The 15494-nt window shown below is 69.8% G+C and carries 17 protein-coding genes and 1 riboswitch; of the genes, 6 read left to right on the top strand and 11 right to left on the bottom strand.

Features of this window, described 5'->3' with window-relative positions; genetic code table 11:
• The coding region (locus tag AB0H62_RS50410; protein ID WP_360586664.1) for an integrase core domain-containing protein at positions 1-83 on the top strand (83 nt) is incomplete at its 5' end.
• 140 nt (positions 84-223) lie between these two features.
• Here the strand turns inward: AB0H62_RS50410 and AB0H62_RS50405 are convergent.
• Entirely contained in the window at positions 224-787 is a 564-nt protein-coding gene (locus AB0H62_RS50405; RefSeq protein ID WP_220244678.1) for a dihydrofolate reductase family protein, read from the bottom strand.
• A 444-nt stretch (positions 788-1231) separates the two neighbouring features.
• A complete protein-coding gene (gene thiD, locus AB0H62_RS50400) occupies positions 1232-2065 on the bottom strand; it encodes a bifunctional hydroxymethylpyrimidine kinase/phosphomethylpyrimidine kinase (RefSeq protein WP_220244677.1) in 834 nt (277 codons plus the stop codon).
• A 113-nt stretch (positions 2066-2178) separates the two neighbouring features.
• On the opposite strand from thiD (AB0H62_RS50400), the gene AB0H62_RS50395 reads away from it, so the two are divergent.
• Positions 2179-3198, top strand: a complete 1020-nt coding sequence (locus tag AB0H62_RS50395) for a phosphatidylinositol-specific phospholipase C domain-containing protein (protein WP_220244676.1) — start codon at positions 2179-2181, stop codon at positions 3196-3198.
• Between the two features lie 62 nt (positions 3199-3260).
• Here AB0H62_RS50395 and AB0H62_RS50390 read toward each other — a convergent pair whose 3' ends face one another.
• A complete protein-coding gene (locus tag AB0H62_RS50390; RefSeq protein ID WP_220244675.1) occupies positions 3261-4184 on the bottom strand; it encodes an NADP-dependent oxidoreductase in 924 nt (307 codons plus the stop codon).
• Between the two features lie 91 nt (positions 4185-4275).
• Here AB0H62_RS50390 and AB0H62_RS50385 point away from each other — a divergent pair, with 91 nt between their 5' ends.
• The gene (locus tag AB0H62_RS50385) at positions 4276-4671 is read left to right on the top strand and encodes a helix-turn-helix domain-containing protein (RefSeq protein ID WP_220244674.1); all 396 of its coding nucleotides are present in this window, start codon (positions 4276-4278) and stop codon (positions 4669-4671) included.
• Between the two features lie 55 nt (positions 4672-4726).
• Here the strand turns inward: AB0H62_RS50385 and AB0H62_RS50380 are convergent, their stop codons facing one another.
• From AB0H62_RS50380 to AB0H62_RS50365, 4 genes are all read right to left on the bottom strand, one after another.
• Entirely contained in the window at positions 4727-4939 is a 213-nt protein-coding gene (locus AB0H62_RS50380) for a hypothetical protein (protein WP_220247898.1), read from the bottom strand.
• Positions 4940-4956: 17 nt separating this feature from the next.
• A complete protein-coding gene (gene thiD, locus AB0H62_RS50375; protein ID WP_220244673.1) occupies positions 4957-5775 on the bottom strand; it encodes a bifunctional hydroxymethylpyrimidine kinase/phosphomethylpyrimidine kinase in 819 nt (272 codons plus the stop codon).
• Positions 5776-5802: 27 nt separating this feature from the next.
• Complete coding sequence (thiC, locus tag AB0H62_RS50370; RefSeq protein ID WP_220244672.1) at positions 5803-7446, bottom strand: phosphomethylpyrimidine synthase ThiC; 1644 nt, start codon at positions 7444-7446, stop codon at positions 5803-5805.
• A riboswitch (TPP riboswitch) is annotated at positions 7440-7571 on the bottom strand. It overlaps the preceding gene by 7 nt.
• A 773-nt stretch (positions 7572-8344) precedes the next feature.
• The gene (locus AB0H62_RS50365) at positions 8345-8914 is read right to left on the bottom strand and encodes a peptide deformylase (protein ID WP_220244671.1); all 570 of its coding nucleotides are present in this window, start codon (positions 8912-8914) and stop codon (positions 8345-8347) included.
• Positions 8915-9053: 139 nt separating this feature from the next.
• Here AB0H62_RS50365 and AB0H62_RS50360 point away from each other — a divergent pair, with 139 nt between their 5' ends.
• Together AB0H62_RS50360 and AB0H62_RS50355 are read left to right on the top strand one after the other, a co-directional pair.
• A complete protein-coding gene (locus tag AB0H62_RS50360) occupies positions 9054-9362 on the top strand; it encodes a DUF3263 domain-containing protein (protein ID WP_220244670.1) in 309 nt (102 codons plus the stop codon).
• Positions 9359-10036, top strand: coding sequence for a LytR C-terminal domain-containing protein (locus tag AB0H62_RS50355; protein WP_220244669.1), 678 nt, complete (start codon positions 9359-9361; stop codon positions 10034-10036). The genes AB0H62_RS50360 and AB0H62_RS50355 overlap by 4 nt, the downstream gene beginning before the upstream one ends.
• A 46-nt stretch (positions 10037-10082) precedes the next feature.
• Here the strand turns inward: AB0H62_RS50355 and AB0H62_RS50350 are convergent, their stop codons facing one another.
• Both AB0H62_RS50350 and AB0H62_RS50345 read right to left on the bottom strand, forming a co-directional pair.
• Positions 10083-12362: an AAA family ATPase gene (locus AB0H62_RS50350; RefSeq protein WP_220244668.1), complete on the bottom strand. Its 2280-nt coding sequence runs from the start codon at positions 12360-12362 to the stop codon at positions 10083-10085.
• A 5-nt stretch (positions 12363-12367) separates the two neighbouring features.
• Positions 12368-12991, bottom strand: coding sequence for a nitroreductase family protein (locus AB0H62_RS50345; RefSeq protein ID WP_360592926.1), 624 nt, complete (start codon positions 12989-12991; stop codon positions 12368-12370).
• Positions 12992-13065: 74 nt separating this feature from the next.
• Here AB0H62_RS50345 and AB0H62_RS50340 point away from each other — a divergent pair, with 74 nt between their 5' ends.
• Positions 13066-13701, top strand: a complete 636-nt coding sequence (locus AB0H62_RS50340; RefSeq protein ID WP_255638499.1) for a TetR/AcrR family transcriptional regulator C-terminal domain-containing protein — start codon at positions 13066-13068, stop codon at positions 13699-13701.
• Positions 13702-13711: 10 nt separating this feature from the next.
• On the opposite strand, the gene pssA is transcribed toward AB0H62_RS50340, so the two are convergent.
• Both pssA and AB0H62_RS50330 read right to left on the bottom strand, forming a co-directional pair.
• A complete protein-coding gene (gene pssA, locus AB0H62_RS50335; protein ID WP_220244666.1) occupies positions 13712-14710 on the bottom strand; it encodes a CDP-diacylglycerol--serine O-phosphatidyltransferase in 999 nt (332 codons plus the stop codon).
• Positions 14711-14714: 4 nt separating this feature from the next.
• A complete protein-coding gene (locus AB0H62_RS50330; RefSeq protein ID WP_360592925.1) occupies positions 14715-15428 on the bottom strand; it encodes a phosphatidylserine decarboxylase in 714 nt (237 codons plus the stop codon).
• Between the last annotated feature and the right edge of the window lie 66 nt (positions 15429-15494).

Genomic DNA, 15494 nt, shown 5'->3' with positions numbered 1-15494 from the left:
CCTGGCTCGAGCACTACAACACTCAACGCCGCCACAGCGCACTCGGCGGACACCCACCCACCAGCCGACTGCCACCAACCTAATGGCCAAATACAGCTAGGGCGCGTCTCCTGAATGCGTGTCCAGGTGATACACGCTGACAGGACGACGGCGGCTCGGTCGGTGATGGCGCATCATGCCGTGATCTCGCGGATGGGTTCTGACCCGCGCAGCGGAATCGCGCTCAACGCCTCTCGTACCTGGTCAGGACCACCCCACCGGGAAACGTGCGTGTCTCCACCAGGTTCAGGTTCACCCAGCTGTCAAGCGTGGTGAAGAACGGCGTGCCGCCACCCACCAGGACCGGATGGGTGACGATCTCGTACTCATCGACCAGCCCGGCCCGCATGGCCGCCCCGGCCAGCGTTGCACCACCGACCCTCATCGGCCCGCCGTCCTCGGCCTTGAGCCGGGTGATCTCGGCGATCGCGTCGCCAGTCACCATGCGGGTGTTCCAGTCGACCTTGTCGATCGTCGTGGAGGAGAACAGCACCTTCGGCGTGTCCCGCCAGTTCCGCGCGAACGCGATCTCCGCCGGAGTGGCGCCCGGCTGCTGGTCACCTGTCGGCCAGTAGGAACTCATCGTCTCCCACAGCCTGCGCCCGTACAGGAACAGGTCGATCGCCTGCTCCTGCTCGAGCCACCACTGGAACAGCTCGTCACTCGGCCCGCTCCAGCCAAGGTCGCCGCCGGCCGCGGCGATGTAGCCGTCCAGGCTCAGGTTCATACCGTAGATCAGTTTCCGCATGACGCCATCCTTCCGTCGGTCGGCCTTAGGCGTACAGACCGGCGCGACGCCGGGGCTCTCATCGGTGCGAGCTCTCGGCCCGCAGAACTGCTGCTGCGCCGCCGCCCGGAAAGACAACGTGCCCCCGCCCTCCCAAGGGGGGCGTCCCTGTTCCAGTCTACCGAGGTCAGCGGCCCGAAAACGGGGTTCGGTGAATCTGTGGACAACCTCGGGACGGGTGTTTCGGCTGTGGACAAATCAGCGGTTTGGCGGCAAGCGCGCCCGATGATGTGGTAGTCGGCAATTCCCTAGCGAGCCAATCCCGCGATCCTTTCGGCGCCGACGCGAGTTCCGCTCGGCCTGCGAAGTCTTCGGCACTGGCGCGCTCCGCTGGGCCGGTGAAGTCGAATCCGGCTTCACCGGCAACGGCTCCAACGGCGCTGACACCATCGCCGCGGCAACCGGCTAACGGTCCTCCGGCGCGAGCCGCCAGAACGCCGACACCGGCCCCACCTTCGCCCCCATCGGGTACGAGTGTTCGACCGCGTGCGACACGAACCACTTGCCGTAGCGCGCGGCCTCGACGACCGACATCCCCTTCGCCAGCCCGGCCGTCAGCGCCGACGCCATGGTGTCGCCCGCGCCGTGCGTGTGCGGGGTGTTGAAGCGCGGGCCGGGCAGCTCCACGAACGTCGAGCCGTCGAAGAGCAGGTCGACGCACTCCGGGTCGGACACGAGGTGGCCGCTCTTCACGAGCACGTACTTCGGGCCCAGCCGGTGCAGCGCCACGGCCGCGGTGTGCATGCCTTCGCGGTCGGTCACGGTCAGGCCGGTCAGCAAGCGCACCTCGTCGAGGTTCGGCGTCAGCACGGTCGCGCGCGGCAGCAGCTCCTCGCGCAGCGCGGAGAGCCCGTCGGCGTCGAAGAGCGGGTGACCGGTCATCGACGCCGCCACCGGGTCCACCACGAACGGCACCTCGTGATCGCGCCCGATGCCCGCGTTGTCGCAAGCCGTCGCCACGGCGTGGATGATCTGCGCCGACGCGAGCATGCCCGTTTTCGCCGCGCCCACACCCATGTCCGACGCGACGGCCTCGATCTGGCCGGCGACGACGTGCGGCGGGATGTCCGCGCGATCGTGGACTCCCAACGTGTTCTGCACCGTCACGGCCGTCACGGCGACGAGTCCGTGCACCCCACAAGTGAGGAATGTCCGCAAATCGGCCTGGAGTCCGGCTGCGCCACCGGAGTCGGAACCGGCGATGGTCAACGCCGACGGCGGGCTCGGGTTTTCAGTCATGGGCACTTTCCGACTTCTGGTCTAGTCCATTTGGTCAGCTGTCCTTCATCCACAGTCCATCACGGTGGCACAGTGTGAGTGCCATCGCACTATCGGTGGGTGAAGGGGTCAGGATGAAACTCGCTTCAGTGGTCGTGGCGGTCGGCGCGCTCGTCGCCACGTCGTTGTCCGGGGCAGCCGTGGCGAACGCGGACAGCCCGAAGCTCTCGCACGTGACCACGGTCGGCGTGCACAACACCTACGACCCGGCCGCGTACCCGTTCCTCGCTCAGGCGCTGGACAACGGCTCGTCGCTGATCGAGCTCGACGTGTGGCCGGACTTCATCACGCACGAGTGGAAGGTGAGCCACTCGAACCCGTTGGGCAACAGCAACAACTGCGTCGCCGCGTCGACGACCGCCGATCTCTACAAGGGCGGGACGAACAAGAACCTCGAGTACTGCCTCGACGACATCCGCATCTGGCTCGCGGCCCACCCGGACCACACGCCGCTCACGCTGAAGCTCGAGATGAAGACCGGTTTCTCGGACAACACCGGCATGGGCCCGGACGAGCTCGACGCGGCGTTCCGCGCCCACCTCGGCAGCGCCGTCTTCAAGCCGGCCGACCTGCTCGGCAGCTACGCGACGCTGGACGACGCGGCCAAGGCGGACAACTGGCCGAGCGTGGACGCCTTGCACGGCAAGGTGCTGACCGAGATCATCCCGGGCACGGTGGAGGAGCAGAACCCCACCGACACCCTGCACACCGACGTCGAATACGCGAACTACCTGCTGGCGCAGAAGAACGCGGGCAAGCTCGGTGACGTCCAGATCTTCCCGACCGTGCACGGCGCCGTCGGCGGCGACCCGCGTGACAAGTACGCGGCCAACCTCAAGCCGTGGTTCGTGGTCTTCGACGGCGACGCCAACGCGTGGGTCACGCAGACCGGCCCGTGGTGGTACGACGCCAACCACTACTACGTGGTGATGACCGACGGCCAGAACGTCGCCCCGGCCATCGACGACCACAACCCGACCGTCGACCAGGCCAACCAGCGCGTGGCCGAGCTGGCGGCGCAGCACGCGTCCGTGGTCACGTCCGACTGGACGGGCCTGACCACGGTGCTGCCGCAGGTTGTCGCGCGCGGCTGAGTTCCACCCTAGAAAGTCCACAGTGGCCCCTCGTTGGCGCGAGGGGCCACTGTGCGTCCACATCAGACGGTGAGCACCAGCTTCCCGGTGACTCGGCCGCCCTCGCCCACCTCGTGGGCCTTCGCCGCGTCTTCGAGCGGGAACGTCTGGTCCACGTGCACCTTCAGCCGGCCGGCTTCGACGAGCTCCACCAGCCCGAGCAGCCCGACGCGGTCGGGCTCCACGAGGATCGGCGCCGTCTGCACGCCCAGCTTGGCCGCCTCCTCCTGTGCCCGCGCCCCGACACCGCCGGGCACGCTGACGAGCAGGCCGCCCGGCCTGAGCGACGGCAGCCAGCGCAGGTCGCTGTCCTCGCCGACGAGCCCGAGCACGACGTCAAGATCCGCCGGCGCCGCGTTCTCATCGCGGTAATCAATCGGCTCGTCCACGCCCAGGGACCGCAGGAAATCGTGCTTCGCCGCGCTGGCCGTGCCGAGCACGTATGCACCGCGCGCCTTCGCGATCTGCACGGCGAGGTGTCCAACGCCGCCGGCGGCCGCGTCCACGAGCACCCGCTGTCCACTCCGGACTTCCGCCACATCCACCAACGCCTGCCACGCCGTGAGCCCCGCCAGGGGCAACCCGGCCGCCTCCGCGTGCGACAGCCCGGCCGGCTTGCGCACGAACTGGTGCGATGGCGCAGTCACGTACTCCGCGTAGGCCGCGGCCTCGCGCGGGAACCACGGCATGCCGAGCACCTCGTCGCCCTGCTTCACCCCGGTGGCCCCGAAACCCACCTCTTCGACGACGCCGGACACGTCCCAGCCCAGCGTGTACGGCGGCTCGCCGAGGAACACCTGGTGCGCCCGCGTCTTCCAGTCGACGGGGTTGACGCCGGCGGCGTGCACGCGCACCAGTACCTCGGTCGGGCCCGGCGCCGGACGGTCGGTTTCGGTCACCCGCAGCACCTCCGGGCCGCCGAATTCCCGCTGGGTCACCACGCGCATCTCGGATCTCTCCTTCTGGTCGGTTGTCCCCTATGCTCGGCCCCGTAGTCACTTTTCGCCAGAAGGCACTTCCCGGTAAAGTAGGTACCTGATGGAAACCACCTGTGACCAGGACGGATCCTGGGACGTCTACCTGAAGAGCTGTCCCTGCCGCGACGTACTCGACCTGCTCGCGAACAAGTGGACGGCCCTCGTGCTCGGCGTGCTGGAGCAGCGGCCGCACCGCTTCGGCGAGCTGCGCCGCGCCGTCGGCGGCATCAGCCAGAAGATGCTCACGCAGAACCTGCGTAACCTCGAACGCGATGGTTTCGTCAGCCGCAAGGTCTTCCCGACCACTCCGCCGACGGTGGAGTACGCGCTCACCCCGATGGGCGCGGAGGTCAGCGCACACCTGGTGGCGCTGAGCACGTGGTCGCAGTCGAACTTCGACCGGATCCGCGACGCGCGCAGCACCTACGACACGCGCTCGCTCGAACCCGTGAACTGATCCCGCGCGGTACAGGAGTTTTCCTCCCGTACCGCACGGAACGTCCAGTTCGGACTCAGGTGAAGCGCGGCGGTGGCTTCAGCACGCTCTTGCGGTAGTCGGTCACCGCACGCGATTCGGCGATGCCCGGTTTGGGGTCCAGGCCCCATTTCCGGATCACTTTGAGGGCCGCGGCCGGTTTGTTGGCCGAGACCAGCTGGTCGACCTCGAACTGCAGGTCCAAAGGCATCTGGGCCCACAGTGCGCGGGCGGCGGCGTCGTCGGTCACGGGTCCAGTGTGGCCGGTCAGTCGGCCAGCCGCCAGAACGGGGACACCGGACCCACCCCGGCGCCGAGCGGATAAGCCTCGGCGACGCAGCGTTCGATGAACTGCTTCGCCTCGGTCACGGCCGTCGGCACGTCGGCGCCCTTGGCGAGCGACGACGTGATGGCCGAGGCCATCGTGTCGCCGCCGCCGTGGGTGTTGTCGGTGTGGATGCGCACGCCGCTGAGCTCCAGCACGTCCGTTCCGTCGGTCAGCAGGTCCACGCAGTCCTCGGCTTCGTGGAGGTGCCCGCCCTTCACGAGCACCCATCGTGAGCCGAACTCCAGCAACGCCTCGGCCGCCGCGCGCTGGGTTTCCGCGCCGGTGACCGTGATGCCGGTGAGCAGCCGCACCTCGTCGAGGTTCGGCGTGATCAGCGTGGCGCGCGGGAAGAGCTCCGTGCGGATGGCTTCCAGCGCCTCCTCGCGCAGCAGCGCGTGGCCGGTCATCGACGCGGCCACCGGGTCGACGACGAACGGCGTGTCCGTGTCGCGTCCGATGTGGACCTCGTCGAGCGTCTTCGCCACGGCCTGGATGATGCCGGCCGTCGCGAGCATGCCGGTCTTGGCCGCGTTCACGCCCATGTCGCCGGCCACGGCCTTGATCTGCGCCGTGACGACGTCGACCGGGATCTCGGTGAAGCCCTGCACGCCGAGGGAGTTCTGCACTGTGACGGCCGTGAGCGCGACGAGCCCGTGGACGCCGTGGGCGAAGAACGTACGCAGGTCGGCCTGCACACCCGCACCACCGCCGGAGTCGGATCCGGCGATGGTGAGGGCGGTGCGGGGTGTTTCAGTCATGACTACTGCCTCTAATAGCGGGTGGAACTACTGCCCGACGACCGGGAGGTAGACCTTGTTGCCCTGCTCGCCGAACTCGGCCGACTTCTCCGCCATGCCGGCCTCGATGGCCTCCACAGTGGACAGCCCGTGCTCCTCGGCGTACTTGCGCACGTCGTGGGTGATCCGCATCGAGCAGAACTTCGGGCCGCACATCGAGCAGAAGTGCGCGGTCTTCGCCGGCTCCGCGGGCAGCGTCTCGTCGTGGTACGAGCGCGCGGTGTCGGGGTCGAGCGCCAGGTTGAACTGGTCGTTCCAGCGGAACTCGAAGCGGGCCTTGGACAGTTCGTCGTCCCACTCGTGTGCGTGGGGGTGGCCCTTGGCGAGGTCGGCGGAGTGGGCGGCGATCTTGTAGGTGATCACGCCGGTCTTCACGTCGTCGCGGTTGGGCAGGCCGAGGTGCTCCTTCGGTGTGACGTAGCACAGCATCGCCGTGCCGTACCAGCCGATCTGCGCCGCGCCGATGGCCGAGGTGATGTGGTCGTACGCCGGTGCGATGTCCGTCGCGAGTGGTCCGAGGGTGTAGAACGGCGCCTCGCCGGTGAGCTGTTCCTCCAGCTCCACGTTCTCCTTGATCTTGTGCATCGGCACGTGGCCGGGGCCCTCGATCATCACCTGCACGTCGTGCTCACGCGCGATGTGCGTGAGCTCACCGAGGGTCTCGAGCTCGGCGAACTGCGCGCGGTCGTTGGCGTCGGCGATCGAGCCGGGGCGCAGGCCGTCGCCGAGGGAGAACGTGACGTCGTACTTGCGCAGGATCGCGCAGAGTTCCTCGAAGTTCGTGTACAGGAAGGATTCCTGGTGGTGCGCGAGGCACCACGCGGCCATGATCGAGCCGCCGCGGCTCACGATTCCGGTCACGCGCCGGGCGGTGAGGGGGATGTAGCGCAGCAGCACTCCCGCGTGGACGGTGACGTAGTCCACACCCTGCTCGCACTGCTCGATGATCGTGTCGCGGTAGACCTCCCACGACAGCTTCTCCGGCTCCCCGTCGACCTTCTCCAGCGCCTGGTAGATCGGCACGGTGCCCACGGGCACGGGGGAGTTGCGGACGATCCACTCGCGCGTCTCGTGGATGCGCTTGCCGGTGGACAGGTCCATGATCGTGTCGGCACCCCAGCGGGTGGCCCACACCATCTTGTCGACCTCTTCCTCCACTGAGGACCAGACGGCCGAGTTGCCCATGTTCGCGTTGATCTTCACCAGGAACTTCTTGCCGATGATCATCGGCTCGCTCTCCGGGTGCTTGCGGTTGGCGGGGATCACCGCCCGCCCGCGCGCGACCTCGTCGCGCACGAACTCAGGTGAGCACCGCTCGCGCGCGGCGATGAACTCCATCTCGCGCGTGATCACGCCCGCTTTCGCCCAGCCGAGCTGGGTGTTGTGCGCGCGGCCGTCGGCCCAGCCCGTGCGCAGCGGGTGAAGTCCATTGTGGACGTCGATCTTCGCGTCCGGGTCGGTGTACGGCCCGGACGTGTCGTACACGTCGAAGTGCTCACCGTTCGACAGGTCGATGCGCCGCGCCGGAACCCGCAGGCCCGATTCGGTGCGGTGGTAGACCTTGTGCGAACCGGTGATCGGCCCCGTGGTCACGGAAGGCGTGATGGCAGGCTCGTTCTCCAGCGTCGTCAACGACGTTCACTCCCTACGCCGGCATTACCCGGTCAGGTTCATGCGGTCGGCGGCACCGGGTGTCCACAGACAGACACCAGCCGCCCTCTCAGCCCGCCAAGGCGCGAGCTCCCGCGTTGGTTATGAGGTTGTCCCTCGACCATGCCACGGCGGATCATGCGAGCACAAGCCACCCCCGCGTCCGGTGTGTTCTTCACCGGATCGGAGCATCCGGCCGACAGGCGGTCACATGACCGTCACCTGCGCCGACTTCGGGGCGCCTCGTGAGGAAAGTTCTGCTCGCCGGACTGGTGGCGGTGTTGGCGATGAGCGCGGCCCGGTTCCGGTTCCTTAGCGGTCAAGAGGCCCCAGGCCACCGCTCTCCGTGGATTCCGCGCGATTCCGCCGACTACTCCCGCGGCCGGCGCGATTACCTGTCCACCGTTGCGCACGGCTCCGTCTTCATTGACGAGCCCACGCCCCCGATCGTGCTCACCGTCTCGCCGGCCCACAACCGCCGGAAATCGCGGCCAAGCCGCCTGTGTCCTCAGTAACTCACCTTGGGAAAGCCCCCACCCATCCTCGGGGGAACGGCCCTTGGCCAGTCTACCGCTCCCCACCGACAAAATAATCTCCGAAGCCGAGTTGTCCACAGCGAAGCCGAGTTGTGGACAACAACAGAAAACCCGCCCCCCGCAACAAAAAACGCGCCGGCGCAACACCGATCACGGCTGCGCAGGAAAGCCTCGGGCGAAAAAGAGAACCGTCGTCGTTCGGTGCCTTCGTCAGACACCATGCCGGATCAGGTCTGGGATAAAACCCCGCCGTCGTGCGCGAGCATTTCCTCGGCCGCTGACCCGCTGAAACGACGAATCTCCCGGCCCTAACCCGGGACCGGGAGACTCGTCGACAAAGAAACTCAGGCTTCGGCCGGCTCGTCCTTCGGCGGCAGCCAGCTCAACCCCGGCACGCCCCATTTGTTCTTCTTCAGCATCTTCTTCGCCGCCCGCGCGTGGCGGCCCACCAGGCGATCGAGGTACAGGTACCCGTCGAGGTGGTCCGTCTCGTGCTGCAGGCAGCGGGCGAAGTAGCCGGTGCCCTCGACGGTGATCGGCTCACCCGTCACGTCGAAACCGGTCACGCGCGCCCACGACGCGCGGCCGGTGGGGTAGGACTCGCCGGGGACCGAGAGGCAGCCCTCCCAGTCGTCGTCCGGGTCCGGCATGGTCTCGGGGACCTCGGACGTCTCCAGCTTGGGGTTCACCACCAGGCCGCGGTGTTCGACGCCCTCGTCGTCGGGGCAGTCGTAGACGAACAGGCGCAGGTCGAGGCCGATCTGGTTGGCCGCGAGGCCGACGCCTTCGGCGGCGTACATCGTCTCGAACATGTCCTCGGTCAGCGTGCGCAGCTGCTCGTCGAACTCCGTGACCTCACGGGTCGGCTGGTGCAGCACGGGATCGCCGGCGATGCGGATGGGGTGGACGGTCACGAGCAGCGAGTTTAGTCGGACCCGTCTGATACACCTGGATCGGACCGTGACGCGCCGCGCCGGATGCCCATGTCGAGCCTGGGTTCCGTGGTTGAATGGCGCCCGCGGAAGGACAGCCGAAACCGATTGCGAGGACCGCATGGACGCCGCGGAGTCGATGGCTGGAGAGCAGCCGTCGCCGCCGGAGATTGTGGGCGGCCTGACCGAGCGTGAGGTGGAGATCCTCGCGTTCGAACGTCAGTGGTGGCGGCACGCCGGTGCCAAGGAGAACGCCATCCGGGAACGGTTCTCGCTGTCCTCGACCCGTTACTACCAGCTGTTGAACACACTGCTGGAAAAGCCTGAGGCCATGGCGGCCGACCCGATGCTGGTGAAGCGGCTGCGCAAGACGCGCGCCGCCCGGCAGCGCAAGCGCGGCGCCAGGCGGCTGGGGATCGAACTGTCATGAGCATCTTCTCGGGACTGTCCCGGCCCATGCGGGCCGCGGGCGTCGCGCTCATCGGCGTCGCCGTGATCGCCGCGATCGTCGGCGGCGTCACCGCGCTGTCGGGTAATGGATCGAGCGACAACAACGCCGGGCCCACCAGCTCGAGCGGGTCGCCTTCGTCGTCGCAGCCGGCGCCGGGCTCGTCGTCCTCGGCGGCGCCGCCTTCGTCTTCGGCCCCGTCTTCACCGGCTTCGTCGGCACCTTCGGCGCCGCCGGCCGGCCAGTCGGGGCAGCCGAGCCAGCCTGGTCAGCCCAGCGGACAGCCGGGCCAGCCCGGCCAACCTGGCCGGCCCGGTGGTCAGCCGGGGCAGCCGGGCAACGACCAGCAGGCGTCCAACAAGTGGGTGACCGTGCGGGTCTACAACAACTCCACGATCCCGCACCTCGCCGAGCAGGCCGCCGACGACTTCCGCGCGTCGGGCTGGAACGTGCCCGAGGTCGGCAACTACCCGCAGGGAGTGATCCCGCACACCACGGCCTACTTCCGGCCGGGCACCGACGAGGAGGCCGCGGCGAAGCAGCTGGCCGCCGAGTTCGGGTTCCAGGCCCAGCCGCGGTTCGACGGCATCCAGAACTCGAGCCCGGGCGTGATAGTGATCATCACGAAGGACTACCAGAGCCCAAAGGGCAGCTGACCAGCGAAAACAACGGGCCCCACCGCGAAGGTGGGGTCCGTTTTCGTCAGCGTTCCTGCTGCGCCTGCGCGTACGCCTGCAGCGTCGCCAGCTGCGCCGGGTCCAGCGACGGCCGCACGACCTCGCGTGCTTTCGCCAGGTGGGCGGCGGTGACCACGTGTGCCTCGAGTGACTCGCGCATCGCCGTGAGCGCAGCCTCGCGGATGAGCGCGGCGCAGTCGGCGGCGGAGTAACCGTCCAGGGTGGACGCGATGGCCGCCAGATCCACATCGGACGCCAGCGGCGTGTTCTTCGACGTCGCCTTCAGGATCGCGGTGCGCGACTCGGCGTCGGGCGGCGGCACGTAGATGCGCCGCTCCAGCCGGCCCGGCCGCAGCAGCGCCGGGTCCACGAGTTCGGGCCGGTTCGTGGCGCCCAGCACCACGACCTCGCGCATCGGCTCCACGCCGTCGAGCTCCGTGAGCAGCGCGGCGACCACTCGGTCGGCCACCCCGGAGTCGGACGACTGCCCGCGTCGCGGCGCCAGCGCGTCGATCTCGTCCAGGAAGATCAGCGACGGCGCGGCGTCGGCGGCTCGCCGGAACAGGTCGCGCACGGCCCGCTCCGACTCGCCGACCCACTTGTCCAGCAGTTCGGCGCCCTTGATCGCGAACACGTTGAGCGCGCCCGTGCCGGCCAGTGCGCGCACGAGGAACGTCTTGCCGCCGCCGGGCGGGCCGTACAGCAGCACGCCCCGCGGCGGGTCGATGCCCAGGCGGGCGAAGGAATCCGGGTAGCGCAGCGGCCACAGCACCGTCTCAGTGAGGGCCTGCTTGACGTCCACCATGTTGCCCACGTCGTCGAGCGTCAGCCCGCCCGTGGCCAGGTTGTCCGAAGTGGACAGCGAGATCGGCCGGACGGTGGCGAGCGCGTCGAGCAGGTCGTGCTCCGAGATCCGCGGCTCGGCGACGTCACGCTGGCGAAGCGCGGCCCGCAGCGCGGCGTCGCGGCGCAGGGCGATGAGGTCGGCGGCGACGAACCCGGGCGTCTTCTCGGCGAGCACGCCCAGGTCGGCGCCCGGTTCCACGGGCACGTCACGCAGCAGGATCCGCAGCAGCTCCACCCGGGTTTTCGCGTCGGGCAGCGGCAGGCCGAGCTCGCGATCGAGCAGGTCGGCGGTGCGCAGCCGCGGGTCCACGGACTCGGCGCGCTGCGTCGTCGCCACCACGGCGATGCCCTCGCGGCGCATGGCCGCGCGCAGTTCTTCCAGGACGACGGTGGCCACCGGTGGCGGCTGCGTGGCGGGCAGGAGCGCGTCGACGTCGTTGATCAGCAGAACCCCGGGCCCGTCGCCGTCGGCAGCGCGGGTCACGGCCTCGCGCAGGCGGGCGTGGGCCGTGTTCGGCTCCAGCACGGCGATGTTGGGCGCGACCAGCGACACCACGCGCACCTTCTCGGCCTGCGCGACGGACCGCACCAGCGTCGCCTTGCCGACACCCTCCGGCCCGGACAGCAGCACGCCCAGGTGCGCCGACGTGCCCAGCCGCTCGAGCAGCTCCGGCCGCCGGAACGCCAGGTCGAACCACTCGGCGAGCTTGCGCGCGGCCCCTTCCGCGCCGACCAGATCGGCGACGGGTGGGATCGGTTCCGCGAGCTCTTCCGGCTTCGTCTCCTCGACGACCTCCGCGTCGAGGTAGTCCTCGGCCGCCGTCACCGCCGTGCTGCGGACGAGGGCCGTCGCGCTGCGCGTGGGGACGGTGTCGGTCGGCGTCTCGCCCGTGCGGGCGCCGTCGCGCCAGCTGACCACAGTGGACGGTCCCACCACGACCACGCCCGCAGGCTCCGTGGCGGTGACGGTGAGCAGCTCGTTGGTCCACGTCGCGCCGATCGCGCGCGACAGCTGCCCGCGCACGGCCGCGACGTCCGAACCCGGCGCCGGTGCGAGGTCCTGCGGGAGCAGCGAAACGGCGTCGCCCCGCGTGAGCACCTTTCCGGTGAGCGCGAGCCGCAGCGTCTGCGGCGGCACGGACACGCTGGCCAGCCGCGAACCGGAGACCGTCACCGTCTTCGCAGCCGCGACGTCGGCCGGCGTCACCACGATCTCGGACCCCTCGGACACGCCGAGGTTCGACATCGTGACGTCGTCGGTCAGCACCACCCCCGGCGTGCCCTCCTCGGCCGGCGCGGCGAGCGCGGCGCTGCGGCGGGCGCCGGTGAGGTGCACGGCGTCCCAGGCGCGCAGGCCCAGCGCGTCGAGCACCTCGGGGTGCATCCGCACGACTCCGCGCCGGGAATCCAGCGCGGACGGCGTGTGCCTGACGGTCAGCGTGATCTGCGGGTCGCTCACGCCGTTCACCCTAGCGACGCGGACCCCGCCCAGGCGTCGAACGACAGGATCTCGCCCACCGGTGGTCGCGCGGCGGGGGAGAACTCACGCTGCGTCGAGTGCGCCACGGCGATGAGGCCGACCTGAGTGACGTCGGCCGGGATCCCCAGCAGGCGTGCGACGTCCGGCTCGTGGCCGGCGAGGTGGTAGCTGCACAGCGAGCTCGCGAGGCCGCGCGTGCGCAGCGCGAGCTGGAAGCTCCAGATCGCGGGGTAGATCGAGCCGTAGAACGACGACTGCTCCGCGGCCGACGCCGGCGGCCGGCCCGGCATGCACGGCAGCACCAGCGCCGGCACGCGGTCGAGGTTGTCCACGAGGTGGCGGGCGGAGGCGAACATGCTCGTGTCGGCCAGGTGCGCGTAGTGCTGCCACACCTCGTGCGCGGCCTTCCTGGTGATCGCCGCGACCTCGGCGCGCAGCTCCAGGTCCAGCACCGCGACCCAGCGCTGCGCCTTCAGCAGCCCACCGGCGGCGGGCGCCTGCTGGGCGATGCGCAGGCAGTCTTCGATCACCGCGGGGTCGACCGGACGGTCGAGGTCCAGCTTGCGGCGGACGGACCGGGTGGTGGTGAGCAGTGTTTCGGCGTCCATGGCGTCGCTCCAGATCGATACTTACAACGTAAGCGTACACCGTAAGTACTTACGCCGTAAGCTACGATTCGGCCGTGGTGCGCGAAACCCTGACGCGGGAAAAGGTCCTCGACGAGGCGCTGGCCCTGGTGGACGCCGACGGCATGGGCGCGCTGTCGATGCGCAAGCTCGCGGCTCGCCTCGGCGTCGAGGCGATGTCGCTCTACAACCACGTAAAGAACAAAGGTGACCTGCTCGACGGGCTCACCGCGCGCGTCTTCGAGTCCGTGCCGCTGCCGGTGCCGTCGTGGAGCTGGGAAATCCGCGTCCGCCGGCTCGCCGAGGGCCTCTACACGGCGTTCACGCGGCACCCGGCCGTGGTGCGCGCGCTGGCGGCCGAGGAGGCGAACCCGCGCTCGCCCGGTGCGTTGCGCGTGATCGACGCCCTGCTGGGCGCGCTGCTCGACGCCGGGCTCGACGAGGAGGCCGCCGCCCGCGGCTACCGGTCGTTGATGGGACTCACGTTCGGCGCGGCGCTGGCCGACTCCGTCGCCGGGGGCGTCGCCCAGCGGGACGAGCCCGTCGGCGACTGGTTCAGCCGCATGGTCACGCCGGAGGAACTGCCGAACCTGTACCGCGTGCTGCCGTCACTGGCGGACGTCGACTGCGTGCAGGACTTCCACGACCAGCTCGACCTGCTGCTCACCGGCCTGCGCGCGGCGGCCCGCTAGGCGACCGGCGTCAGCGGCGCCGGATCCCGATCCGCCGCCAGCTGCGGCGGCGCTGGTTCGGGCCGGAAGTCGAGTTCGAGCTCGAATTGCCGGTGCCCGAGTGGTCCCGGTCCCGCAACGCTCGCGTCGCCCGCACGAAGTCCGAGCTGTTGCGCGGCAGCCGCACCGCGCGCATCGCCGCGCCCGCGACCCGGCGAGACGCCGGACGCAGCCGTAGGCGCCGCTGCGAACGCGCACGGCGGATGGCGCGGCGTTCGCGCGGCGGGACCGTCCACGCCTCGGGGTGCGCGGCGAGCCAACGGTTCCGGTACACCGCGTACGGGATGTGAAGCAGGTACAGCACCAGCGCGATGGCCAGCGCCACCAACGGGAACTGGATGATCGCGGCGGCCAGCAGGCCGACGCCCACCAGCAGAGGCGCGATGGCCCTGGCGGGCACCTTGACGGTCTTCAGCGACAACGTCGGGATACGGCTGATCAGCAGCGCGGCGACGGCGATCGTCCAGGCGATCACCACGTACTGCTCGGACCACCAGCCCTCGCCCCACTGCAGCGTCGCGATGAGCGGCAGCATGGCGACGAGGCCGCCGGCCGGCGCGGGCACGCCGACGAAGAATTCCCCCGCGTACGGCGGCTTGTCGGTGACGTCGAGCAGGGTGTTGAAGCGAGCGAGGCGCAGGATCATGCAGACGGCGAAGATCAGCGAAGCCACCCAGCCGATGCGGTCGCCGTGCGACTGCCACACGTACAGCACCAGCGCCGGCGCCACGCCGAACGAGATGCCGTCGGACAGCGAGTCGAGCTCGGCGCCCATCTTCGACGTGGCGTCGAGCAGGCGCGCGATGCGCCCGTCGAGGCTGTCGAGCACCGCCGCGATGCCGATGGCCGCGATGGCCATGGCGTAGTTGCCCGTGAGCGCGAACTGCACGGACGACAGCCCGGCGCACAGCGCCAGCACCGTGATGGCGTTCGGCAGCAGCCGAATGCTCGGGGTGGTCACGCGGACCATGAGATCAGCCTTCTGCCAGTGCCGGGAGTTCGGCGATCACCGTCTCGCCGCCGACCGTGCGCTGGCCCTTCTCGACGAGCACGCGGCTGCCGGGCGGCAGGTAGAGGTCGACACGGGAGCCGAACCGGATGATGCCGTAGGTGGCACCCGCGGCCACCTTGTCGCCCTCGTGGATCTCGCACAGGATGCGGCGCGCGACGAGGCCGGCGATCTGCACGACGACGAGCTCGTGGCCGTCGACGGTGCGCATGAGCACGGAGTTGCGCTCGTTGTCCTCGCTCGCCTTGTCCAGGTCCGCGGAGAGGAACTTGCCCGGCCGGTAGGCCACCTTCTCGATGACGCCGGGGGCCGGGATCCGCTGGACGTGCACGTCGAACACCGACAGGAACACGCTCACGCGCATCCGCGGCTCGGCGGGCAGCCCCAGCTCGGGCGGCGGCACGGCCTCCTCGAGGAGGGACACCAGACCGTCGGCCGAGGCCACCGCGATGTTGTCCCGCTCCGGCGCGACGCGGGCGGGCTCGCGGAAGAACGCGGCGGTGGCCGCGGTCGCGAGCGCGCCGACCACACCGAGGCGCTTGGAGAACCGGCGCAGCACCAGCGTCGCCGCCAGCCCGCCGAAGACGAACGGGCGTCCGGCGGGGTGCATCGGCGGGATGGTCTCCCGCGCGAGCTGCACTGCGTGCGTGAGGGGATTGCCGGTGGGCTTGCCGCTCATGGATCGGTTCCCCGCTGTTCGTTGCGTTCGGAGGGAGAGGACGGGTTTCACGTCCGATTTGGGAAT

The organism is Amycolatopsis sp. NPDC050768 (genome assembly GCF_040654155.1).
In the GTDB taxonomy this organism is placed as follows: domain Bacteria; phylum Actinomycetota; class Actinomycetes; order Mycobacteriales; family Pseudonocardiaceae; genus Amycolatopsis.
Note: the sequence above shows the minus strand (reverse complement) of the source record. Positions and strands in the feature narration are given on the sequence as shown.